Origin of the sequence: Vibrio sp. GLN_1, assembly GCF_043106015.1 — a bacterium.
GTDB classification, from domain to species: domain Bacteria; phylum Pseudomonadota; class Gammaproteobacteria; order Enterobacterales; family Vibrionaceae; genus Vibrio; species Vibrio parahaemolyticus.
On the sequence record NZ_JBICMD010000004.1, the window covers coordinates 129,530 to 153,010 of the forward strand.

General features: G+C 45.9%; 23 protein-coding genes. 4 read left to right on the forward strand and 19 right to left on the reverse strand.

The window, feature by feature from the left end; genetic code table 11:
- Positions 1-69: 69 nt before the first annotated feature.
- The 5 genes from ACF8OV_RS00960 to dnaQ form a co-directional block, all read right to left on the reverse strand.
- Positions 70-480 (reverse strand): GNAT family N-acetyltransferase, encoded by a 411-nt coding sequence (locus tag ACF8OV_RS00960; RefSeq protein WP_069491825.1) that lies wholly within the window; start codon positions 478-480, stop codon positions 70-72.
- Positions 481-688: 208 nt separating this feature from the next.
- Positions 689-955 (reverse strand): hypothetical protein, encoded by a 267-nt coding sequence (locus ACF8OV_RS00965; protein ID WP_229603058.1) that lies wholly within the window; start codon positions 953-955, stop codon positions 689-691.
- Between the two features lie 46 nt (positions 956-1,001).
- Positions 1,002-1,553 carry a nucleotidyltransferase domain-containing protein gene (locus ACF8OV_RS00970; RefSeq protein WP_193283541.1) on the reverse strand — a complete coding sequence of 184 codons (552 nt, stop codon included), beginning with the start codon at positions 1,551-1,553 and terminating at the stop codon, positions 1,002-1,004.
- A 209-nt stretch (positions 1,554-1,762) separates the two neighbouring features.
- Entirely contained in the window at positions 1,763-3,013 is a 1,251-nt protein-coding gene (locus ACF8OV_RS00975) for a TIGR03503 family protein (protein ID WP_015297131.1), read from the reverse strand.
- Between the two features lie 8 nt (positions 3,014-3,021).
- Positions 3,022-3,744 carry a DNA polymerase III subunit epsilon gene (gene dnaQ / locus ACF8OV_RS00980; protein WP_005457782.1) on the reverse strand — a complete coding sequence of 241 codons (723 nt, stop codon included), beginning with the start codon at positions 3,742-3,744 and terminating at the stop codon, positions 3,022-3,024.
- 58 nt (positions 3,745-3,802) lie between these two features.
- Between dnaQ and rnhA the strand changes: the two genes are divergently transcribed.
- Positions 3,803-4,267 (forward strand): ribonuclease HI, encoded by a 465-nt coding sequence (rnhA, locus tag ACF8OV_RS00985; RefSeq protein WP_005484436.1) that lies wholly within the window; start codon positions 3,803-3,805, stop codon positions 4,265-4,267.
- Between the two features lie 4 nt (positions 4,268-4,271).
- Here the strand turns inward: rnhA and ACF8OV_RS00990 are convergent, their stop codons facing one another.
- Positions 4,272-5,027: a class I SAM-dependent methyltransferase gene (locus ACF8OV_RS00990; RefSeq protein WP_140107168.1), complete on the reverse strand. Its 756-nt coding sequence runs from the start codon at positions 5,025-5,027 to the stop codon at positions 4,272-4,274.
- Positions 5,028-5,065: 38 nt separating this feature from the next.
- Between ACF8OV_RS00990 and gloB the strand changes: the two genes are divergently transcribed.
- The 3 genes from gloB to ACF8OV_RS01005 all read left to right on the forward strand — a co-directional run bounded on the left by gloB (position 5,066) and on the right by ACF8OV_RS01005 (position 8,352).
- A complete protein-coding gene (gene gloB / locus ACF8OV_RS00995; protein ID WP_005456739.1) occupies positions 5,066-5,824 on the forward strand; it encodes a hydroxyacylglutathione hydrolase in 759 nt (252 codons plus the stop codon).
- 258 nt (positions 5,825-6,082) lie between these two features.
- Positions 6,083-7,669, forward strand: coding sequence for a LysM peptidoglycan-binding domain-containing protein (locus ACF8OV_RS01000; RefSeq protein WP_020838643.1), 1,587 nt, complete (start codon positions 6,083-6,085; stop codon positions 7,667-7,669).
- On the forward strand, positions 7,666-8,352 hold the full coding sequence (locus ACF8OV_RS01005; RefSeq protein WP_005494291.1) for a YIP1 family protein: 687 nt from the start codon (positions 7,666-7,668) through the stop codon (positions 8,350-8,352). The genes ACF8OV_RS01000 and ACF8OV_RS01005 overlap by 4 nt, the downstream gene beginning before the upstream one ends.
- A gap of 11 nt (positions 8,353-8,363) precedes the next feature.
- Here the strand turns inward: ACF8OV_RS01005 and ACF8OV_RS01010 are convergent, their stop codons facing one another.
- From ACF8OV_RS01010 to bamA, 13 genes are all read right to left on the reverse strand, one after another.
- Positions 8,364-9,209 carry an endonuclease/exonuclease/phosphatase family protein gene (locus ACF8OV_RS01010; protein ID WP_021486826.1) on the reverse strand — a complete coding sequence of 282 codons (846 nt, stop codon included), beginning with the start codon at positions 9,207-9,209 and terminating at the stop codon, positions 8,364-8,366.
- An 86-nt stretch (positions 9,210-9,295) separates the two neighbouring features.
- Positions 9,296-9,634 (reverse strand): nitrogen regulatory protein P-II, encoded by a 339-nt coding sequence (gene glnB, locus ACF8OV_RS01015; RefSeq protein ID WP_005436810.1) that lies wholly within the window; start codon positions 9,632-9,634, stop codon positions 9,296-9,298.
- A gap of 189 nt (positions 9,635-9,823) precedes the next feature.
- The gene (locus tag ACF8OV_RS01020) at positions 9,824-10,135 is read right to left on the reverse strand and encodes a cytochrome c (protein ID WP_005488964.1); all 312 of its coding nucleotides are present in this window, start codon (positions 10,133-10,135) and stop codon (positions 9,824-9,826) included.
- 56 nt (positions 10,136-10,191) lie between these two features.
- Positions 10,192-11,508 carry a tRNA lysidine(34) synthetase TilS gene (tilS, locus tag ACF8OV_RS01025; RefSeq protein ID WP_140381550.1) on the reverse strand — a complete coding sequence of 439 codons (1,317 nt, stop codon included), beginning with the start codon at positions 11,506-11,508 and terminating at the stop codon, positions 10,192-10,194.
- Between the two features lie 77 nt (positions 11,509-11,585).
- The gene (accA, locus tag ACF8OV_RS01030) at positions 11,586-12,545 is read right to left on the reverse strand and encodes an acetyl-CoA carboxylase carboxyl transferase subunit alpha (RefSeq protein ID WP_005480969.1); all 960 of its coding nucleotides are present in this window, start codon (positions 12,543-12,545) and stop codon (positions 11,586-11,588) included.
- A 47-nt stretch (positions 12,546-12,592) separates the two neighbouring features.
- Positions 12,593-16,072, reverse strand: a complete 3,480-nt coding sequence (gene dnaE / locus ACF8OV_RS01035) for a DNA polymerase III subunit alpha (protein ID WP_005487225.1) — start codon at positions 16,070-16,072, stop codon at positions 12,593-12,595.
- An 80-nt stretch (positions 16,073-16,152) separates the two neighbouring features.
- Positions 16,153-16,788, reverse strand: a complete 636-nt coding sequence (gene rnhB / locus ACF8OV_RS01040) for a ribonuclease HII (RefSeq protein ID WP_193297696.1) — start codon at positions 16,786-16,788, stop codon at positions 16,153-16,155.
- A gap of 9 nt (positions 16,789-16,797) precedes the next feature.
- Positions 16,798-17,937 (reverse strand): lipid-A-disaccharide synthase, encoded by a 1,140-nt coding sequence (gene lpxB, locus ACF8OV_RS01045; protein ID WP_025554047.1) that lies wholly within the window; start codon positions 17,935-17,937, stop codon positions 16,798-16,800.
- 110 nt (positions 17,938-18,047) lie between these two features.
- Positions 18,048-18,836 carry an acyl-ACP--UDP-N-acetylglucosamine O-acyltransferase gene (gene lpxA, locus ACF8OV_RS01050; protein ID WP_025571061.1) on the reverse strand — a complete coding sequence of 263 codons (789 nt, stop codon included), beginning with the start codon at positions 18,834-18,836 and terminating at the stop codon, positions 18,048-18,050.
- 1 nt (position 18,837) lies between these two features.
- Positions 18,838-19,290, reverse strand: a complete 453-nt coding sequence (gene fabZ, locus ACF8OV_RS01055) for a 3-hydroxyacyl-ACP dehydratase FabZ (protein WP_005456699.1) — start codon at positions 19,288-19,290, stop codon at positions 18,838-18,840.
- A gap of 171 nt (positions 19,291-19,461) precedes the next feature.
- On the reverse strand, positions 19,462-20,493 hold the full coding sequence (gene lpxD / locus ACF8OV_RS01060) for a UDP-3-O-(3-hydroxymyristoyl)glucosamine N-acyltransferase (protein WP_193297695.1): 1,032 nt from the start codon (positions 20,491-20,493) through the stop codon (positions 19,462-19,464).
- A 6-nt stretch (positions 20,494-20,499) separates the two neighbouring features.
- Complete coding sequence (locus ACF8OV_RS01065) at positions 20,500-21,009, reverse strand: OmpH family outer membrane protein (RefSeq protein WP_005456715.1); 510 nt, start codon at positions 21,007-21,009, stop codon at positions 20,500-20,502.
- Positions 21,010-21,022: 13 nt separating this feature from the next.
- Positions 21,023-23,437, reverse strand: coding sequence for an outer membrane protein assembly factor BamA (bamA, locus tag ACF8OV_RS01070; protein ID WP_005456717.1), 2,415 nt, complete (start codon positions 23,435-23,437; stop codon positions 21,023-21,025).
- Positions 23,438-23,481 lie beyond the last annotated feature (44 nt).

Genomic DNA, 23,481 nt, shown 5'->3' on the forward strand with positions numbered 1-23,481 from the left:
CTAAAATAAAAACAGGAGTATCTTCTCCTGTTTTTTATTGTTCATTTTATCTGTTTAATCGGCTCGGCTTTATGCTTGCGGTTTAAATTTTTTCGTCATTCCTTGGCTTTTGGGAGCCACTAGCTTGTAACCAAGATTTTCATAAAAGAATGGCTCGTCAGCAATCATAGAAACGTAAGAGCCTTCAAGTGCAACAGAAGAAAGATAATCGTCGATGTATTCCATGACTTTTCTACCTAACCCGTTACCTTGATAATCAGGGTCAACGGCAACGTCGACAATTTCGAAGTTACACGCCCCGTCACCAACAACCCGGCCCATTGCAATAAGAGCACCCTCATCTCGGATGGACACTCCGTAAAGAGAGTTGGGTAAGCCAATTTCCGCCGCTTGCAGAGACTTTGGAGACAAACCTGCTTTGACACGCATCTCACAGTATTCTTCTGGGCTTGGAACGAACTCTTCGTATTTTATCGTCATTGCGTACGACTCCTTTAATTACCAACGAAGCATACATAACAATACTGTGTAAATAAACATACACAAAAATAAAAAGGAATCCTCTCAGGCAGATAAAACATCCGGCTTTGAGAAGCCTCCACAAAAATTTTGGCTCCGTAATAGATGTAATTCGCGCGCAAGGAGAACTGCATTCTTCAAGACAGAGCGTCCGCAATAGCCCATCCGCTTATGCTCGGTTACTTTGAGGCGGCAATTCTTCTCTCATAAGTTGATAAAGTTCGTCATGCACTAAAGACGCCAGAATGAGATTTCTGGTATCAGTTGCAGGACCACTTACACCATCCCACGAATAACCTTTCTTAATCGTCAATAAACCTTGTTCACTTAAGCTAAGATAGGGACTTTCAAAAGGCACACCAAGATAAATACCGCTTTCAACCTGCTCTTCTGAATGAAGATGACACTTGTACTTCCGACGTTTTTTGTACGTCATAGAAGCCTCTTAAGCACCTCGCTTCTTTTGATTTGAAATACCGAGTCTATAGTTTGTCTGCGAGTTTCTTTAAATAGCTTTTGGCTAATTCATTATTATCGCGGCTAAGCCATTTTATGCAGTCAAACAATTCCCAAATCAGACCTTGGTCGCCAATAGTATAAACAGGAAAATCTTCATGCTTGGGTGCCGGTTCGTTGGTAACCAGTTCATTAATAAATTCATCTTTATCGAATAGGATTATGAAGGGCTTAGAAAGCTTAAAAGGTTCGCTCAAATCTAAGCAATGAATCTCAGCACTAGTTAGATCGTTGAAGATATATTTTTTGAAGTGTGCCATCTCATTATGATCACCTTCTAAGCGATAGAAGATCTCTCTGTCAGCTTCAAACTGAGCAAAACAAGGCTCAGCATTTTTATGGAAATTGTTTTTGGTGAAAACAACAACATCCGCATCCGATACTCGGTCTCCCTTTCCTGAAGACAATGAACCTAGCAATACTGCGGCAATAACATTCTCTTCATTGACAAAGGCGTTATATACCGACTCCACCAATACCTTCTGTAAAGGCAAATGATCTAGATTTAACATTTCCATTTTCAAAGCTCTCTCCTTATAGCTTGTACGAACAGACTAATACTAAGAGTCTATAATGCGAGCTTTATCGGCATGCTTCAATTAAAAATCAAATAGTTAGTTCTCACATTTACTTATTTGGACAGACAGAAGATCCCTAGCATTCATGGCAAAAAACCTAGAAAAAAAACGGAGCCGATGGGCTCCGTTCTTTCTCTAACTCTTCTGCCTTATTTCTTTGGCACTTCCAATTGCATTTCAGGCATGGCTTGTCGTTTCGCTTTTAACTTGCGCCACACAATCCAAGCCACGATAGCAATCAAAAGCATCACTACGTTGCCGACCGCAATGATGATCATGCTGCGTTTACGCTCAGCTTCGCGCTCTGCAATGATGCGTTTTTCCATCTCAATACGGCGTTGCTCGGCCAGCTCTGCTTCTTTGGCGATGCGGGCAGCTTCTAAATCTACTTCATCAACGACACTGAAGGTTTGTTCTTGAATAGGAAACACCAGTGCACGCTGGGTTGCGAAATCCGTTGCAAAGATTTCTCCGCGCCATGAGTACTTGCCCAGTTCAGGATCATTATCCAAGTTCAAGGTGGTTTTCATACCATCCTGTGACACTTGCCCTTGGCTGTAGGTAATGAAGCCATCAGGTGCATTTTGCTCGACGTTTACCGCGATAGAGCCGGGAGCAATCATACCTTGCTCACCACTAACCACCAGCTGATGTGGTTTCTCTGGGCTACGAGATTGAATAAACGTACGTGAGACTGGGTTTGGGTACACCAAAATCACCTGTTCTTGCGCACGCAAAAATACGCCGTTTCCAGAGGTGATTCGTGCGCGGTACTTGCCCGGTTCCACTTCGATAGGTAATTGAACGGTGAAGACGCCATCGCCCGCTTGTTCATCCAGACCGCGACCATCATCAGAAAATTCGCCAATGATCATCGGCACTGGGCGTGCTTCTTTTATCAGTTCGTCTTCATTTTCGACAAACTTAGTAAAGGTGACTCGCAAGTTGACGCGGTCGAGAAAGTCTCGCAGGACAAGCGGCTTATCGTCTGAAGTTAAACGCGCAGTGAACTTGAGCGCTTCTCCGTTATAGAGACGGTTAGGGAATACGTCGGTGCTGAGCTTGAGATGTGAAATTAAGCGGATGTTGTTTTTTGGGGTTACTTTCCCCACAGCTTGCCAAGGACCGGGCATTGGGTTGTCGACTGAAATGATGTCGAGTGATGGTTCTTGATACCAACGAACGTTGTCGTAAGAGCCCCACGCGTAATATTTTTTACCATCTGGACGAACTAACACAACAGGTTGAGAACTTTGTTCACGATAAACCAGAAAAGTAATCTGTTCGATGGTCGGGTCGACACGAAAACGGTTATCCAACAAAGACATGGCGGACTCGCTCGCGGCAAATGCGAAACAACTCCAGATCGCTAAAATAGCGACCGACAAAGCCCTCAACATAGCTTCTCCTATTGGTGCCAAATACAGTCGTTTACCAGTTCTAATCTTTTCTGGTGCGCTTCTAATTCATCGGCAGTTGCACGCAAAACCTTTAGTGCTTTTCTTCCTTCAATACGGCGAATAGTTTCAACCCCGCCTTCTTGTTTGTTGGCGTTAAATTCTAGACTCGTTTGCCCACCAGTCATCAGTAGGTAAACGTCGGCTAGAATCTCCGCATCGAGCAATGCCCCGTGGAGTGTACGGTGCGAGTTATCAATGCCGTAACGTTCACATAATACGTCGAGGTTGTTGCGCTTGCCCGGGAAGATTTTCTTCGCCATGGCAAGCGTATCCGTCACCTTGCAGTAATCGTCGGTTTTACCAATTGTTGGATCGAGTTTTTCAAACTCATAATCCATGAAACCAGTATCGAAGGGCGCGTTATGCGCAACCAGTTCTGCGCCTTTGATAAAATCAAGAAACTCTTGGTGGATACTCGCGTATTCCGGTTTATCTACCAAGAATTCATCGGTAATACCGTGTACTTGTATCGCCTCAGGTTGAATTTCACGATCGGGCTTAATGTACACATGGAAATGACGACCAGTCAGCTTACGGTTGATGATCTCCACGGCACCGATTTCGATGATGCGGTGCCCTAAGTAGTGCGGACCACCTTCTTGGTTCATACCTGTGGTTTCGGTATCGAGAACGACAATGCGATTATGTTCAGAATTGCTGCTGGTATTCATAAGGTTATGTATGTCAGACTATGCTTTATTAAATGTTTCGGCTAATAGTACCAAAAATATGACCAAACACGTTGAGATTTTCACAGACGGATCTTGTTTAGGAAATCCAGGCCCTGGTGGCTACGGCATCGTCTTACGCTACAAAGACGTAGAAAAGACGCTCTCCAAAGGCTACACCCTCACCACCAACAATCGCATGGAAATGTTAGCCGCAGTTGTCGCCCTGCAAACACTGAAAGAACCGTGCCGTGTCACGCTGACGACCGATAGTCAGTACGTGCGCCAAGGGATCACGCAGTGGATTCACAACTGGAAAAAACGCGGCTGGAAAACCGCAGATAAAAAGCCCGTGAAGAACGCCGATTTATGGCAAGCACTGGATAAAGAAACGGCACGCCACCAAGTGGATTGGCATTGGGTTAAAGGCCATGCTGGACACAGAGAAAACGAAATCTGTGATGAACTCGCCCGCACAGCAGCAGAAAACCCAACAGAAGAAGATACAGGCTACCAGCCATCTTAATACGCTAGTAGCGCTGGCTCGACACTCTCTTCACACCAAATCCCTCTCGGTTCATCACGCCAAGCGGCGTCAGTTTTTTCTTTAGACGCCAATGTGGTTTGATTGGCTTGAGAGGGTACGTTCGTTTACGAGCGACGATATAGTACAAGCTCCCCGCCGGAGAAGCCCAACCCCCCAAGCTGTTTTCTAACCAAGTCCACATGGTGCGATAACGTGTCATAGGAAACAGCGCATAACGATCACAATGAATTACTTGGTAATTGAGTAACCCTAACCAGTCATTGATTCGGCTCGAAGTAAACATTCGTCCACTCCACGGCAAGTTATTTTTACGCCATGGGAACAAACTCGCTAAACCAGTAAAGCTAATTGGGTTAAAACCCGTAATGATCAAGCAGCCATCATCCATCATCACTCTGTCTACTTCTCGCAGCAGACGATGTGGATCACTTGCATAATCAAGCTGATGGGCAAGTATCACGACATCAAAGCTTTTTTCCAAAAAGGGCAATTCGTAACCATCTGCGATAACATTGTGCAACGGGTTCTGGATATCTACGTTGACTTGGTGTTGAATGTTACAATTACAGCTGGTTAGCTCACAGCTCAACCCGCCCAGTTTGAGCATATGGTAGCCGAACAGTTTCGGACACCATTCATCAAGTCGGGTCTGGATTGACTCAAGCACCCAAGGCCCATTGTTCATCGCTGACCAAGTCGATGGGTGCGGTAAAGTTTTGTTGCTGAGTGCTGGTTTCATTAACCACCTGACTTAAAAAGGGTGACGGAGAACGAATCGTGTTAGAGATCAAAAGCATACCCGCATTTAATGATAATTACATCTGGCTGATACAAAATAGCGACAAGCGTTGCGCCGTGGTCGATCCAGGCGATGCACAGCCAGTATTAGATTATTTGCAGGCTAACGAATTAACTTTAGAAGCGATCTTAGTTACACACCACCACAACGATCACATTGGCGGTGTTCCAGATTTAGTTCGTGCATTTCCTCACGTCACCGTTGTCGGCCCGAAAGCGGAGCCAATTCCGACCTTAACAACTCCTATGGAAGAAGGCGATAAGCTTGAGCTGTTCGGCGAAATCTTCTTGGTGCTCGGTTTGCCGGGGCACACGCTCGGTCATATAGGGTATGTGGGCGATAGCAAGCTATTTTGTGGTGACGTGCTATTTTCTGCTGGTTGCGGTCGTATTTTCGAAGGCACACCAGAGCAGATGTTTGAGTCTCTGAGCAAAATTGCAGCGCTTCCAGAAGAAACACAAGTGTTCTGCGCGCATGAATATACAGCGAGTAACGTTGCCTTTGCGCTGGCTGTGGAACCTGATAACGAGCAACTACGTCAATACCGAGACGATGTGAACCGCCTTCGTGCACTAAATATTCCTACCCTTCCTACAACGCTGCGAAAAGAAAAGTGGATTAATCCATTCTTGCGTACCACCAATCCAGACGTTGTTAAGTCTGTCGCGAACCGCATTAAAAATAGCGATCCATGCTCGGTTTTTACTGCTTTGCGTGAGTGGAAGAACGAATTTTAACCATTTTCTGCTTGTAAGTTTGCAAGACCCCAGTATTATCAGGGGCTGATTTTTTGGGAAGCGCCACTGGCGCTTCTCTTACGTTTGGGGTCGATATAAACCAACTTGAATGTCGCTCCCATGCATAATTTTAGAAGCTCTCCGCCTCTATTGAATATTAGTTAGTGTTAAAAGATGTCTATTATCTCACGACTGCCACGCAACTTAGGCTGCGCGACAGGCAGGAGAAGATAAAAAGGCCCTAAATAGGCTGAACCCATGCGTTTGAAGTATAGCTGGGCGTTGGTGTTGTTATTATCTGGCTGTCAATTGACTCAGCCAAATTCGTCCACCACTCCAACTCCAGAAACCAACAAGTCAGAGCAAACTGCTAAGCAGAATGCCACTAAGACTAAATCTAAAAACAAACAATCTTTGGCGAAAGATTCTGCCAAGGATACGCCAAAAGTTCTCTCCCCTCAGGAACAAGAAGATGTGTGGCAACGTATTGCTATGCAGCTTGAAATGGACATCCCAAACAACAAGAAAGTGGATTATTACCGTACGTGGTATTTGAAACACCCAAACCACCTGTACACGGTATCTAAACGTGCAGCGCCATTTCTTTACATGATCACGCAACGTATCGAAGAACGAGGGTTGCCAATGGAGCTTGCTCTTCTACCGGTTGTGGAAAGCTCATTTGACGCTTTCGCCTACTCGCACGGTAGCGCAGCAGGTTTGTGGCAGTTTGTGCCAGGCACCGGGAAAATGATGGGGCTTGAACAAAACTACTGGTATGACGGGCGTCGCGATGTCGCTGCCTCTACCGATGCTGCATTGGATTATCTTGTTCAATTAAATGAACGTTTTGACGGAAACTGGGAACACGCAATCGCAGCCTACAATAGTGGCGGCGGTCGTGTATCTAGCGCTATCCGTAAGAACAAAAAATTGGGTAAACCTGTCGACTTTTTCTCTTTAGATCTGCCAAAAGAGACCAGTAGCTACGTGCCAAAACTTCTCGCTCTTGCGGACGTGGTGGCAAACCAAGAAAAGTACGGTATCGACATTCCATCTATCCCAAACAAACCAGTGCTGACGTTAGTCGATCCGAAAGAACAACTGGATCTCGCTATCGCTGCTGATTACGCGGGCATCGGGGTAAAAGAGCTGCAAAGCTACAACCCTGCCTACAACCAATGGTCCACCGCACCAGAAGGTCCTCATCAGCTTCTTATTCCTGTGGAGAAGAAGGATGCGTTCTTAACTCAAGTTGAGAGCAATCGCGGTAAAGGCATGAAAGTCGCGCGTTACAAAGTCAAATCTGGCGACTCGTTGAGTATGTTGGCGAAGAAATACGGTACGACCTCAAAAGTGATTCGTCGTGCTAACGGCCTGTCGAACAACAACATTCGCATTGGTCAGTACTTACTTATTCCGACGTCAACCAAAGACGATTCAAAGTACGCACTTACAGCGCAAAACCGTTTGAACAAAACGCAATCGCAAGCTCGTGGCCAGCTGAAACTGTCACACGTTGTGCAATCGGGTGAAAGTTTGTGGTCTATCGCTCGTGACAACAAGGTTTCACACAAATCGCTAGCAAAATGGAACGGCATGGGACCAAAAGATACCCTGCGCGTCGGTCAAAAGCTGGTGATTTGGAAAAAATCAGACCAAGGCGCCGTGATTCGTACCGTGTTCTACAACGTTCGCTCTGGCGACACCATCAGTGGCATCGCAAGCAAATTCAAGGTGAAGAGCAACGACATCGTAAAATGGAACTCACTGCATAAGCAGAAGTACCTAAAACCGGGTCAAAAACTTAAGCTGTACGTAGATGTAACTAAGGTAAGTGTATGAACCCGTCAAGTAACCCACTCGTAATGTTGTTGGACATATTCCGTTCTCCAACCTCTTGTTTTCTTGCGCTTTATCAGCGTGGTGGTTGGGGATGGCAACCTTTCATCTTTTTGATGCTAAGCCCATTCCTATTTTGGGGCGCGTACTTTTCGAACGTTGATTTTACGTGGTTAAGTGACCAACTCACTGTACAGTTCCAACAAATCGACCCACAGCAGATTGAGCTATTGGAACCAAACACGTTGATGGCAAGTGCGATCATTAATGACGTGTTCAATCGCTTTGCGACGCTTTTGTTGCTTGCGTTTTGGTTCTTCCTTGCGACTAAAGCAAGTAAACAACAATACGGTTACTGGAAATGGTTTGCGGCATCGTGCGCCATTTTGTTTCCAGCGGTATTGGGCGACATTGCAAGCTACGCAAGCTTACTATTGAAACATGGTCAGGTAATGACCTATGCGGCGGATCTCAACAGTCTCAATGGCTTACTGAAGTTGCCACTCACCAACGAATGGTCTCATTTTGCTAGCTCACTGCCACTTCTGTTGCCTTGGTACATTGTTCTAGGTTACGGCGTGGTATTAACGTGGACTGAATTTGAACGCGGACAGGCTCTGGTGATTTCGAGCCTGCCTTGGATTGCGTTTTACGTAATTTGGGCGTTGTACATCGTTATCGCTTAAGCTGACTAACGCTAATCGTTAAGCGTAAACGACACCAGTAATGGATTATGATCGGAAGCGTCGCTCTGCGGTGCTTTCGCATTTTTGAGCGTTAGTCCGCGGTAGAACACATGGTCTAGCGGCAAGCCCGTAATAAACTGCGTACGATGATCTGGCGAGAATTGTACTTCTCTCAAATTTGCTTCCCTCAGGGCCTGCTTCATGGCCGTAATCCGATATTCGCTCCAACTATTAAAATCACCAGCAAATACGATTGGCCCGCTGTGTTGTTTAAGTAGCGTCTCAAGCGCAGAAAGTTGCGAAGTATATTCTTCCGTTCCAACGGTAAAGTTGATCGCATGCACATTGATAACGGCCAAGCTCTCACCATTACTTAAACGATACTGGCTGTACAACGCCGATTTTGGCAAACGCAACCACGGTTCTTTTGACGTGTACGCGCATGCTTTAACTGGCTGCTTTTGAGCAATACTAATCACGCCAGCTCCGCTGCCTAACGCTTTAAATGCGCTGACTTGGTTGCTGACCCAGCTGCCATCTACCAACCATTGTTTAAAACTGTCTGTCATGCTAGCTTCTTGCAGCAATAACAATTGCTTATCTGCCGAGAACAACTCCAACTCAGATTGCCAGTTAGCGCGATTTTGCTTGTAGATGTTCCAAACTAAAAGGTTGAGTTCACCGTTATCGTCCAGAGCTTTTGCTCCGCTAAACTCTATACATCGAATGTCTTCGGTAATTTCAGAACCAGTTTGTGTGATGATCTGTGGGTGTTCTGGCACGGTAAAGATGACTTGAAAACTCACTACCGCAGCCATGATTAGAAAGGCTAAAGAGAGAACAAAACGCTTAAACATGAGAGCGTACCTGAATGCATGAAATAAAAAAGGAGCCTTATTGGGCTCCCTTTTAGCTTAATCAAAAATGCAATTGTAGTGAAATCTTAAATCGCGTCTTCGTCTTCTTCACCAGTACGGATACGAACCACACGCTCAACATCCGTTACGAAAATTTTACCATCGCCAATCTTACCTGTTTGCGCGGTTTCGATGATGGTTTCTACGCATTTGTCTGCTACATCTTCAGTAACAACAATTTCCAGTTTCACTTTCGGTAGGAAGTCCACCATGTATTCCGCACCGCGGTATAGCTCAGTGTGGCCTTTCTGACGACCAAAACCTTTCACTTCAGAAACGGTCATCCCTGTGATGCCTACTTCAGCAAGTGCTTCTCGAACATCATCCAATTTAAATGGCTTGATAATCGCTTCAATCTTTTTCATGTTCATCCCTTAAGCTTCAATCGTTTGCGCATATTATCGTTTAGCGTCTCATAACATTCAACGTTTGTCTCTGGTTCATCAGCTAAAATCCTGAGCTCAATAAGGTTTATTAAGTCGAGATAAAACAAAACCAGAGCAATGCTCTGGTTTTGTAGAAATAAGATAACGACGTGTTAATGCGCTTTTTACTTACTTCAAACTTGAGTAGTAAGCGGCAAGGTTTGCAATATCGTCATCAGAAAGCAGCGACGCCTGAGCCTGCATTACTGCAGCAAGACCACCGCTACGTTCTTTGTTTTTGTAAGCTTTGATTGAGCTCACGATGTACTGCTCGTTTTGCCCTTTCAAATTTGGGTAGCCTGGAATCGTCGCGTTACCGTCTGCGCCATGACATGCCGCACATACTGCAGCTTTAGCTTGTCCCGCAGCGGCATCACCCGCCAGAGCTTGGCCACTCAACATGGTTAGTGCAGCCACTGCACCGATCATTACTCTCTTCATTGCTTCACCTAATCGTTTTTTATTTGAGATAGTTATGGTCGATATTGTGACATGAATTACAAAGGCTTGCGCCAAATGAGTTCACAGTCTTGGCCACTAAATGTTTGATCCACAAACAAGTCTGCGACTGCAACAACTTGGTCTTTGTACATCAAAATCGGGATCTGACGACGTAACCAGCTTGGCACATTGTATTCTTGGAATAACTTTTTCAGTTTACGACTACGACTACGTGTTGTGGGGTGTGCCGACAAACCTTCGGGATTGAAAGTAACCCTCAATAACTCGGGGTGCGATGGCAGCGAAATATTTGGCTGATGAGAACCCGTACTAAGCGTTAACGTCCCCAAACTCTCAGGTAAAACCAGTGGCTCATCGATTTGGATATGGCCTTGCCAACTCGTCACATCGGCATGGGGCGTAACCCAGTACAATTTGTTTTGGAAGCGTCGGATCTCTCCTTGTTTGAGTTTAAGCTTTGGATTGGCATCTTGTTGTGCCAATGCCACTTCTTGCCAAATCAAGCGCAATTGAGTTTGACTCGGCATATTGGCATTCCATTTACTCAACCACATACGAATCAAACGCGCTTGAGCTAATTCACTATGGATAGCTAACTCATCAATACTTAAGCTCAAATCCGCCTGTAGAGCACGCGCAAACACCGAACCTAGGAGCTCATCCAATAACGCTTCTTGCTGAGCACATAAGCTTGCGCTTCGTTGCACCGCTTGATGAATACTCGGCCAACGCTCAGACAACTCAGGGACGATACGATGACGTAAAAAATTTCGATCGTAGCGCGTGTCTTGGTTACTTTCGTCTTCTACCCATTCCAAACCAATGTTCTTCGCCGTCGCTTCTATCTGCTCGCGCTTGATGTTAAGTAGCGGACGAACTAATGTGCCACCAGCAAACGGCATACTTTCTGCCATCGAAGATAAACCCTTAGGCCCACTTCCACGTTTCAGCGCGAGTAAAAATGTTTCGACTTGGTCGTCGGCATGCTGACCTGTTAGCAATAAGTCGCCACGATTGATATGACGAGCCAAAGCTTCATAGCGCGCTTCACGTGCCAGCAATTCAATGCTCTCACCACTATTGGTATCTAGATTCACACGCTCTACCGAGCACGAAATACCTGCTTGTTTCGCCCATACTTGACACTTATCAGCCCAAATGTCCGCATTTTCACTCAAACCATGATGAACATAAACCGCGTGGCAAGAGAGGGAGTTTTCTTCTCGATAACGGCGAAGCAACTCAAGTAACAAGCGTGAGTCCACACCACCACTAAACGCGACAACGACCTTCGTTTGAGGTTGATAATAGGTGTTCAATACATGAGAAAACTGCTGGTAAAGCGATTCCATAAGCGATCCGATAGGTACAAAAAAAGGGTTAGACATATGTCCAACCCTTTCCATTTTATCCGTTATCTCGCGAGATATCAGCAGTAACCGTAGTTCATTAGACGTTGGTAACGGCGTTCACGTAGCGATTCTTCATCTAGCTGCTCAAGATCTTCTAGCTGACGAAGTAGCGTCGCTTTCATGTTTTCAGCCATTTTAACGTGATCGCGGTGCGCGCCACCTAGTGGCTCTTCGATGATCTCATCAATTAGCTCAAGTTCTTTAAGGCGAGGAGCAGTTAGACCCATTGCTTCTGCTGCTTGAGGCGCTTTGTCAGAATCACGCCATAGGATTGAAGCACAACCTTCTGGAGAAATTACTGAGTACGTAGAGTACTGAAGCATGTTCACGTAGTCGCCTACACCAATAGCTAGTGCACCGCCTGAACCACCTTCACCTACAACGTTACAGATTACTGGAACTTTAAGACCAGACATCACTTTTAGGTTTTTCGCGATAGCTTCAGATTGACCACGCTCTTCTGCACCAACACCTGGATATGCGCCAGCTGTGTCGATGAATGTGATGATTGGCATGTTGAAACGCTCGGCCATTTCCATCAAACGTAGTGCTTTGCGGTAACCTTCTGGCTTTGGCATGCCAAAGTTACGTCGTACTTTTTCTTTTGTCTCACGGCCTTTTTGGTGACCGATAATCATCACAGGACGACCTTCAAGACGTGCAATACCACCAACAATCGCTTTGTCGTCTGCGAATGCGCGGTCACCCGCGAGTTCGTCAAACTCTTCAAATACGTGTTGAACGTAATCAAGCGTGTACGGACGTAGTGGGTGACGAGCCAGTTGAGCTGTTTCCCATGCACCTAGGTCGCTGAAGATCTTCTTCTTAAGTTCTAGGCTCTTCTTCTCAAGCTGTTCGATTTCTTTATCCAGGTCAATTGCAGAATCACCACCATGACGTGATACGTCACGTAGTGCTTCGATTTTCGCTTCTAGTTCTGCAATTGGCTTTTCAAATTCAAGAAAGTTTAGGCTCATCTATGAATCCTTGTTGACTCAGCGTCTGACATATTGCGCTGAATTTTTTAGTTAAATTCGAGTTCTACCTGGCTTTTGCCAAGCAACTGTTTTAAATCGTCTATTAATGTATCACTTGGCGTTACTCGCCATTCGGTGCCCAATGTTAACCGCGCTCTGGCGTCGGCACGCTGGTAGTATACATTGACGGGTACGGTTCCGGCTTTGTGCGGTTCTAAAATACGACTAAACTGCTCAAAGAATTGATCATTGATCTGGTTAGCATCAATTGATACCGACAGACCACGTGCGTATTTTTCGCGCGCGCTGCCGAGATCCATAACTTCACGCGCCGACATTTTAAGGCCACCGTTGAAGTCATCAAAGCTGACCTGTCCCGAAACCACCAAAATTCTGTCTTTTTCGAGAAGTTCAGCATACCGATCAAGTGCATCGGAGAACAGCATTACTTCCATTCGACCACTTCGGTCGTCCAACGTCATGATACCAATGCGAGTACCTCGCTTGGTTGTCATCACTCGCGCAGCAATCACTAAACCTGCTACCGTTACCGATTGATCGCGACGTGTTGGGGTCGCGTCCTTTAGTCGACAACTGGTGTATTTGTTTAGTTCCTTTAAATACGCGTTAATGGGGTGCCCGGTCAAATATAAACCGAGAGTTTCGCGCTCCCCTTCTAGCCAAACCTTTTCTGGCCATGGTGGCACTTGCGTGTATTTATTCTCAACTTCTTCTGGTGCATCGGTCAACACACCAAACATATCGCCTTGGCCAAAGGCCTCTGCTTGGTGATGTTGGCTGGCCGCTTTAACGGCATCGTTCAGTGACGCCATCATCGCCGCTCGATGAGGGCCAAGTCGGTCAAGTGCACCTGCATAAATCAGCTTTTCGATGACGCGTTTGTTAACACGTTTGAGATCGATACGAGCACAGAAATCAAATAGGTCTTTAAAGTGACCACCTTTGTTTCGCGCTTCTAGTATCGCATCGATAGGGCCTTCACCCACACCTTTGATTGCGCCGATACCGTAAACAATCGCACCGTTTTCATCAACGTTGAAACGGTATAAACCGGAGTTGATGTCTGGCGGCAACACGGTGAGTTTCATGCGGAAGCATTCGTCCACCAGACCAACTACTTTTTCGGTGTTATCCATATCGGCAGTCATTACCGCCGCCATGAATTCAGCTGGATAGTGCGTTTTAAGCCACAACGTTTGGTAAGACACCAGTGCGTAAGCCGCTGAGTGCGATTTGTTAAAACCGTAACCTGCGAACTTTTCTACCAAGTCGAAGATTTTCATCGCCAACTCGCCATCAACACCGTTCTTCACTGCCCCTTCTTCGAAGGTTGCACGCTGCTTGGCCATTTCTTCCGGCTTTTTCTTACCCATCGCACGACGCAGCATGTCCGCACCACCAAGGGTGTAGCCAGACAAAACCTGCGCAATCTGCATTACCTGTTCTTGATACAGAATGATTCCGTACGTCGGATCGAGGATTTCTTTTAGTGACTCGTGTTGCCACTTTTCATCGGGGTAAGAGATCGCTTCTCGGCCATGTTTACGGTCGATAAAGTTATCTACCATGCCCGATTGCAACGGACCCGGACGGAACAAGGCCACCAATGCGATGATGTCTTCAAAACAGTCAGGCTGAAGTCGTTTGATCAGCTCTTTCATACCACGCGATTCAAGCTGGAATACCGCAGTGGTCTCTGAGTTTTGGAGTAAGCGAAACGAAGCCGGATCTTCCAAAGGTATCGACTCGATACGAACAGGAGGTTTACCTTCCTTCTCCAAGCGCGGGTTAATCAACCCTAATGCCCAGTCGATAATGGTTAGAGTACGTAGGCCCAAGAAGTCAAACTTAACCAGACCAGCAGTTTCTACGTCGTTCTTATCAAACTGAGTTACGGGGAAATGCCCTTCCGCATCCGCATAAATTGGCGCAAAGTCTGTAATCGTGGTTGGTGAAATTACAACACCACCCGCGTGCTTACCGGCGTTACGTGTACAACCTTCTAATAGGCGACACATATCGATGAGTTCTTTAACTTCCTCATCGGCCTCATAAAGCTCAGGCAGAGCAGGCTCGGCTTTAAACGCTTTTTCTAGCGTCATACCCGGATCTGGCGGAACCAGTTTCGAAATACGGTCAACGAAACCAAATGGGTGACCAAGAACACGACCAACGTCACGGATTACCGCTTTCGCCGCCATCGTACCGAATGTGATGATCTGAGATACGGCATCGCGACCGTACATTTCGGCAACGTGATCAATTACTTGGTCACGCTTATCCATACAAAAGTCGACGTCGAAATCGGGCATGGATACACGTTCTGGGTTCAAGAAACGTTCGAAGAGCAAGTCATATTCAAGCGGATCAAGATCGGTGATTTTCAGCGCGTAGGCCACCAAAGAACCGGCACCCGAACCACGACCAGGACCGACTGGAATCGCGTTGTCTTTCGACCACTGGATGAACTCCATTACGATCAAGAAGTAGCCAGGGAACCCCATTTGGTTGATTACGTCGAGTTCGATTTGTAAACGCTCGTCGTATTCTGGACGGCGCTTTTTGCGCTCTTCTTCATCAGGGAATAGGAACTCTAGACGCTCTTCCAAACCTTCTCGTGACTTCATAACCAAGAATTCAGTTTCTTCCATCCCCTCTGTTGGGAAGGCTGGCAAGAAGTATTCACCCAAACGAACGGTCACGTTACAACGCTTGGCAATCTCGACACTGTTTTCTAGCGCTTCTGGAATATCAGCAAACAGCTCACACATTTCCTCTTCAGTGCGAAGGTACTGCTGCGGGCTGTAATTTTTTGGTCGGCGTGGATCTTCTAGTGTGTAACCATCATGAATCGCAACACGAATCTCATGCGCATCGAAAAGGTCTGCACTTAGGAAAACCACTTCGTTTGTCGCGACCACGGGCAAGTCATGTTGCTCAGCGAGATCGATGGCAAAGTGCAAGTACGTCTCTTCATCCGGACGGCCTGTACGAATCAATTCTAGATAGAAACGGTCCGGGAAATGCTGTTTGTAAAACTCTACACAGCTTTCAACCAGTTTACGGTTACCTTTAAGCAGCGCTTTGCCGATATCGCCATTTTTAGCACCAGATAGAACGATTAAGCCTTCTGACATCTCGGCCAGCCACGCCCTATCAATCACAGGTTGGTGCTGAACGTGGCCACGTAAGTACGCTTTGGAAATCAGTAACGTGAGGTTCTTGTAACCTGCATTGTCGGCAGCAAGTACTGTCAGCTGGGTCAGTTCTTCACCAAATTCATCAGATTGCATTTTGAAATCTGCACCGATGATCGGTTTAACGCCGGAGCCATGCGCTGTGCCATAAAACTTCACCAAACCACATAAGTTGGTGAAGTCAGTCAAAGCCATGGCAGGCATACCAAGCTCGGCGACTTTCTTGACTATCGGTGGAACTTTATTGATACCATCCACCATCGAGAAATCACTGTGAATACGAAGGTGGACGAACTTGGGATCTGACATTAACAGGTACCGTGTAACTCTATTTTGTTTGGGATTCTAACCTAAAGGGCTGGGTTTATAACACCAATCCGCCCAATTTATTAATCTAAGCCTAAAGCTTTCTTTACTGGTTTGAAGCTCTTACGGTGCTCGCTTATCACACCATGTTGCTCAATTGCTTCAAAGTGCGCTTTGGTTGGATAACCTTTGTGCTTCGCAAAGCCGAATTGCGGATATTGTTTATCCAGCTCTTCCATCTCTTGGTCGCGCACAACTTTGGCAATGATGGAAGCGGCACTGATTTCAGCCACTCGTAAATCGCCTTTCACCACAGCGTGAGAATCCACCGGTAGCTCAGGGCAACGATTACCATCGATCAGCACTAAATCTGGCTGTACCTTCAATCCTGCAATCGCACGTTGCATGGCAACCATGGTAGCTTGCAGAATATTCAGTTCATCAATCTCTTCGGGAGAGCAACGGCCTACCGCCCACGCTAGCGCTTTTTCTTTGATTTCAGGAAGCAGTGCCAGACGCTTTTTCTCGCTCAGCTTCTTAGAGTCATTCAAGCCTTCGATTGGGTTATTGGGATCGAGGATAACTGCAGCGGTGACGACATCTCCAACCAAAGGGCCGCGTCCAACTTCATCGACTCCGGCGATCAATTGGTAACCTTGAGGGTATTCAAACGGAGGGAGCTCTACTTTTGCTTTTGTCGTTTTTGCTTTCGCGACCATGGTACTTCTCTATTTTTCAATCAATTTCATTACTGCATTCGCAGCTTGTTGATCCGCGTCTTTACGAATCCAATGATGCATTTCGGTGAACTTATCAAGCATTGGCTTATTGTCACTCTCTAGCAAACGAGAAACTTCATTGAACAAGTTGTCTGGTGTGCAATCGTCTTGAAGATACTCTTTAACCAGTTCGTCATCTGCGAGAATATTGGGTAATGACACGTACTTAGTTTTCAATAGGCGCTTGGCCAGAAAGGCGGTAAAGGTATTGACGCGATAGCCAACAACCATAGGACGCTTAAGCAACATGCACTCTAACGCTACCGTTCCAGATGCTAGCATTACCGCATCAGAGGCTGTAATAACATTGCGAGCCGTATCATCCACCAATTTGAAATCAAGCTCGGGCGCATGCTCTTTCCACGCTTGCTCAAATTGCTCTCGACGTTTTTGATTAACTAGCGCCACTACAAAGCCCAAACCGGGGTATTTTTGGTGCAGAAGCTTGCACGTCTCAATGAATGGCTGAGAGAGCATCTTGAGCTCACTACCACGGCTACCCGGTAAAACTGCTAACCATTTTTTGTCTTGTTCAAGTCCTAGCAGATCTCGCGCAGGCGCTTGCTCAGATTGCAAAGGAATAGCATCCGCTAAGGTGTGGCCGATAAACTCACAAGGCACGTTAAATTTATCGTAAAACGCCTTTTCAAACGGTAGAAAAGCCAGTACGAGGTTGGTCGCAGCCTCGATTTTGAAGATACGCTTTTGACGCCACGCCCATACTGAAGGGCTCACGTAGTGCACGGTTTTAATGCCTGCTTGCTTTAAATCTAACTCTAGACGCAAGTTAAAATCTGGCGCATCAATACCGACAAAAACATCTGGCGGGTTCTGAGTGAAGTACTTAACAAGCTCAGCTTTTACTTTTAACAAACGAGGTAATCGTCCAAGCACTTCAACTAAGCCCATTACAGCTAACTCTTCCATATCAAAAAGAGATTCACAGCCTTGCGCGATCATTTTTGGCCCACCGATGCCAACGAACTCTGCATTCGGGTATCGCTCTTTCACTGCCTTGATAAAGCCTTCCCCTAGCGTGTCACCAGATAACTCGCCAGCAATGATGCCAATACGTAATGGTTTTTCCATATCGATTTCGCCCTATGTACTATGGATAAGGGATTCCTTATCCATAAAACACAAAAAGACCGCAGCCCTAATTGGGCGCGATCTTTTCCACTTATTGATTCATTCGTGAATTAACGAATGATACCACGTTCCGTTGTTTCTAGAATGTCACAGAAACGCTTCACTGCAGGCCATTCTTGTGCCATTTCTGCAAGAATCGGTTTCACTTCTTCTAGCGTTTTACCAGAGCGGTAAATTTCTTTGTACGCTTTTTGTAGTGCTCGAATTTCTGGTTTCTCAAAACCATTGCGCTTCAAGCCAACTAAGTTCAAACCAAATGGCGTAGCATGGTTACCTTGAGCAAGTACGTAAGCAGGTACGTCCTGAACAACCGCAGAACAACCACCAACGTATGCATAAGCGCCTACCGTACAGAATGGGTGAATGGCAGAAAGTGCCATTACACCAGCGTGATCTTCTACTGTTACATGGCCACCCAGGATCGCATTGTTACCAATGTGAGTATGGTTGCCTACTACGACGTCATGCGCGATGTGCGCATTCACGCACAGTAGGTTGTCGTCGCCAATCACTGTTGTCGCTTTGTCTTGCACAGTACCACGATGAACCTGAACCGCTTCGCGAATCACATTACGGTCACCAATAACCACGGTTGTATCTTCGCCACCATACTTCTTGTCCTGGTTTTCTTCACCAATCACTGCATGCGGGAAAATGCGGTTATCTTTACCAATTTTGGTATGGCCTTTGATTACTACGTGAGACATGACTTCAGTACCTTCACCAATCTCCACCGTTGAGGTGATGTAGGTAAAAGGACCAACCGTCACGTTAGCGCCAATTTTTGCGCCTTCTTCTACCACCGCTGCCGGGTGGATTTTAGCGGTTTCATGAATCATATTAAAACTCTCGACGAGCACACTTCAGCTCTGCTGAACACACTACTTCGCCGTCTACTTTTGCTACACCGCTAAATGCAGCAATGCCACGACGCTCTTTTAGAAATTCAACTTCAATAACCATTTGGTCACCAGGAACCACAGGTTTACGGAATTTCGCGCCGTCTACACTCGCAAAGTAGTACAACTCGTTTTCTGTCGGTGCACCAAATGATTTAAATGCTAGTAGGCCAGTAGCCTGAGCCATAGCTTCCAGAATCAACACACCTGGGAATACTGGTAGTTGAGGAAAGTGACCTGTGAACTGAGGTTCGTTAACCGACACATTTTTAATTGCGTGAAGGTACTTCGCTTCTTGGAAGTCAATCACTCGGTCGATCAATAAGAATGGGTAGCGATGAGGTAGTAGCTCTTGAATTTCAGAGATGTTCATCGTTTTCTTTTCAGTAGTCAAAGTCGTCTTCCTATATCAATTCTCTTAACCAAGATGGCAGGGCAGCGGCAAAGGCCGCAAACTGGGAAATGCCTGCAAAGTGTATACCAGCTTGATAATAAATCTACTAATAGCGCGTCATTATAGAAGAAAAAGACCCGCGTTTCGCGAGTCTTTGTTCAGAATATGGAACTAAGATTCTTCTTTCTGCTCCAGCTGTTTTTCAACAGCTTTCAAGCGTTTGTTCATCTCGTCAATACGGTGAACACGAGTTGCCGTCTTGCGCCATTCTCGGTTCGTCTGTAATGGGATACCTGATGAATAAAGACCCTTTTCTTCGATACTGCGCATTACCATGCCCATACCGGTGATGGCAACACCATCTGCGATAGTGATGTGGCCATTTAGAACCGACGCGCCGCCGATCTGACAGTACTTACCAATTTTAGTACTGCCGGCGACAATAGTACCACCTGGCATCACGGTACCATATCCGATCTGCACGTTATGTGCGATTTGAAGTTGGTTATCAAGAATTACATTGTCTTCAATAATGGTGTCTTCAAGTGCGCCACGGTCAATCGTAGTACATGCACCAATCTCGACGCGGTTACCAATGCGCACAGAACCAAGCTGAGGGATTTTAACCCACTCGCCTTTATCGTTCGCATAACCAAAACCGTCAGAGCCAATGACTGTGCCAGATTGAACCAGACAGTCATCGCCCAATGATACTTCATGATAAATTGTCACATTAGCCCAAAGCTTGGTGTTGTTCCCCAGCTTCGCGTTTTTACCGATAAAGCAACCTGCGCCGATAACAACGTTATCACCCAGTTCAACTCCCGTTTCAATAACCGCGTTTGCGCCAATTGCAACGTTTTCACCCATCTTCACATCGGATGCAATCACTGCACTCGGTGCAATGTCTTCAGCAGGTTTTGGTGTGGTATCCATAGCCTGAACAACACGAGCGAATGCAACATAAGGGTCAGCAACGACAAGTGCATTACCAGCACACTGGTCCTTATGCTCTGCCTTCACCATCACCACTGTTGCTTTACATTCAGATAGATGCTTTGCGTATTTTGGGTTAGACAAGAAAGTCACGTCACCTTCTTGCGCTTTATCCATTGGAGCTACACGGCCAACGACGAGTGACTCGTCACCAAATAGCTCACCCCCGGTAATTGTCGCCAACTCGGCTAATGTCAATTTTTTCATAACTTCTTATTTTAGAGCTTTAATTACATCTTCTGAGATATTGTATTCTGGTTTGCCGTATTGCAGTGCAGAAATATCAATAACTAGGTCGTAACCTTTTTTGTCTGCTACTTTCTTCACAGCATCTTGGATTGTTTTGAATAGCTTCGCTTTCTCTTCTGCTTCACGACGAGCGCTTGCTTTCTCTAGAGCTTGAGCTTTTACTTTGTATTCGCTGTCTAGCTTCGCGATGTCGATACGCAATTTCTCAATTTCTTCCTGACCTAGAAGCTCACCATCACGTTGTAGTTTTTCAATCTTGGTTTTAGCTTGCGCTTGAATTGATTTCAGCTCATCAGCTTTGCTCTTAAAGTCTTTCTGCATTTTTTGTAGAACGACTTCACGTTGAGGAAGAGCTTGGAAAACTTGAGCAGTGTTTACGTAAGCGATTTTCTGTGCAGCTTCGGCTGCGTTTGCAAACATTGAAGAGCTCAGTACAAGAAGGCCAATCCCAGCCGCTTTGATCATTTTATTCAAAATATTTTCCTCTTTAGAAAGTTCTACCGATAGTGAATGTGAAGAACTCTTCATCATCGCCATCAAATTTCTTAATTGGTTTCGCTAGTGAGAAGACTAGAGGCCCCATTGGAGACATCCACTGCAACGCCGCACCATAAGATGAACGGTAGTTGGTTGGATCTGAGTAATCGTAGTAGTAACGGTCACCATATTCTGCACCAGAGTCGCGATAGTCAAACTCGGTATCCCAAATACTTGCCATATCGAAGAAAATACTGGTTCGAATTTGGTTGCGAACTTCGTCCGACGCAAATGGTGTAGGAACAATCAGCTCGATACTTGCTAGCGCTACTGCGTTACCACCAACAGAATCGTCTGTAGCAGTATCAGCACCATTGTTCGAGCCAGAGTAATCACGATAAACCGCTTTCGGACCTACGCTGTTAGAGCCGAAACCACGTAGTGTCGTAAAGCCACCTGCGTAATAGTTTTCGTAGAATGGGAACAAGTTATCGTTGCCATCCGTCTGACCGTAACCGTTACCATAACCTAAGCGACCACGGAACAAGAGCGTGAACTCATGCTTCTTAGTCAAAGGCACGTACTGACGCACATCGTACTGCATTTTGAAGTATTGAACGTCAGAGCCAGGTACGGTCATCTTGTAGAATGCACGTTGGTGGTTACCCGCTGTCGGGAAATAACCGCGGTTCAGGTTGTTACGAGTCCAAGAGATGTTGAAATCAAAGTCGTTGGTGTTTAACGCACCGCTTGAGTCGATATTGTCTGCTTGAGCTTGCAAGAATTGCTCTACCTGCAAGTAAGGTGACAAGTTACCGATCTTGTTGTGGGTATAACCAACGCCGAATTCAAAACGGTTCAGTTCATCAAATGGGAAACCCCATGTCAAACTTGCACCATAACTTTGGTTGGTATAGTCAACGATACCCGCTTCCGATGCTTCAAATTCATCGTAGAAAATCTTACCGCCCAAGCTGACACCATCAAGGTTCCAGTATGGGTCGCGGTAGTCTAAGCTCACGTTCTTTTGATAGTCGTTCATCATCGCGTTAATACCAACGCGGTTACCGCTACCTAAGAAGTTGTCTTGTTGCAGACCAACTTGGAAGCTGACGCCCGATTCGGTACCGTAGCCAACACCAAAGTTTACGCTACCTGAGTTCGCTTCTTTAACCGAGTAAACCAGATCAACTTGATCATCACTACCTGGTACACGAACCGTTTGTACTTCTACGTTTTCAAAATAGCCAAGACGGTTAAGTCGTGTCTTACCAGTTTCAATCGACTTGGAGTTTAGCCAGCTACCTTCCATTTGGCGCATTTCACGACGCAACACTTCATCTTTCGTTGAGTTATTACCAGTAAAACGAATGTCGCGAACGTAAATTCGATTACCTGGATCAACATTCACAACCAAGGAGACTTGTTTGTTTTCATCGTCAAATTCAGGGATGGTGTTTACTTGAGGGTAAGCGTAGCCAGATTCACCAAGCACACGCTTGATGCCTTCTTCCATTGAAGTCACAAGAGAACCGTTGTACGTTTCATTGTCTTCGAATGGAACGAGTCGTTCGAAGGTCGCTTCTTCACCAATCAGGTCACCGCGGAATTTTACATCTTTAACGGTGTACACTTCGCCCTCTTCCAAGCCAAGAGTAATGTATACCCCTTTCTTGTCAGGAGAGATCGCAACTTGTGTAGAATCAACGTTAAATTTCAGGTAGCCGCGGTCAAGATAGAATGACTTCAGCGCTTCGATATCACCAGCAAGCACTTGCTTTTGGTATTTTTCGTCCGCGAGGAAATTCCACCATGGCACATCAACGTTCAAGTTGAAACGAGAAAGAAGTTCTTCATCCGAAAAGACTTCATTACCGATAAAGTTGATTTGCTGAATTTTTGCCGACACGCCTTCCGTGAAGACAAATTTCAAGTCAGAACGGTTACGTGGCAATGGAGTCACAACCGCTTTCACTGTTGCGTTGTACTTACCAACACTGTAGTAAAAATCTTCCAAGCCTTTTTCGATGTTACTTAGCGTAGTACGGTCAAGCGCTTCACCTTCACGAACGCCAGATGCATTCAGGTTTTCTTGTAGCTGCTCGTCCTTGATCGCTTTGTTGCCTGAGAATGAGATGCTTGCGATAGTTGGACGCTCTTTCACTTGAACCATCAACACACCACCATCACGCAATACTTTTACATCTTCGAAGTTACCAGATGCGTACAGTGCGCGGATAATCTCTGCAACATCGCCTTGGTCAATGGTATCACCGACACGTACAGGCATTTTTAGCAACGCCGCACCAAGTGCTACACGCTGCAATCCATCGATTTCAATATCTTGAACTACGAAGTTCTCTGCTCCGTTTGCAGATACACTGGTCGCCAGTAAACTTGCAAACAGAATTCGCTTAATCGCCATACTTGTTCTAATTATTCCTTGCTACTGCTTTTGTCTCTGAACTA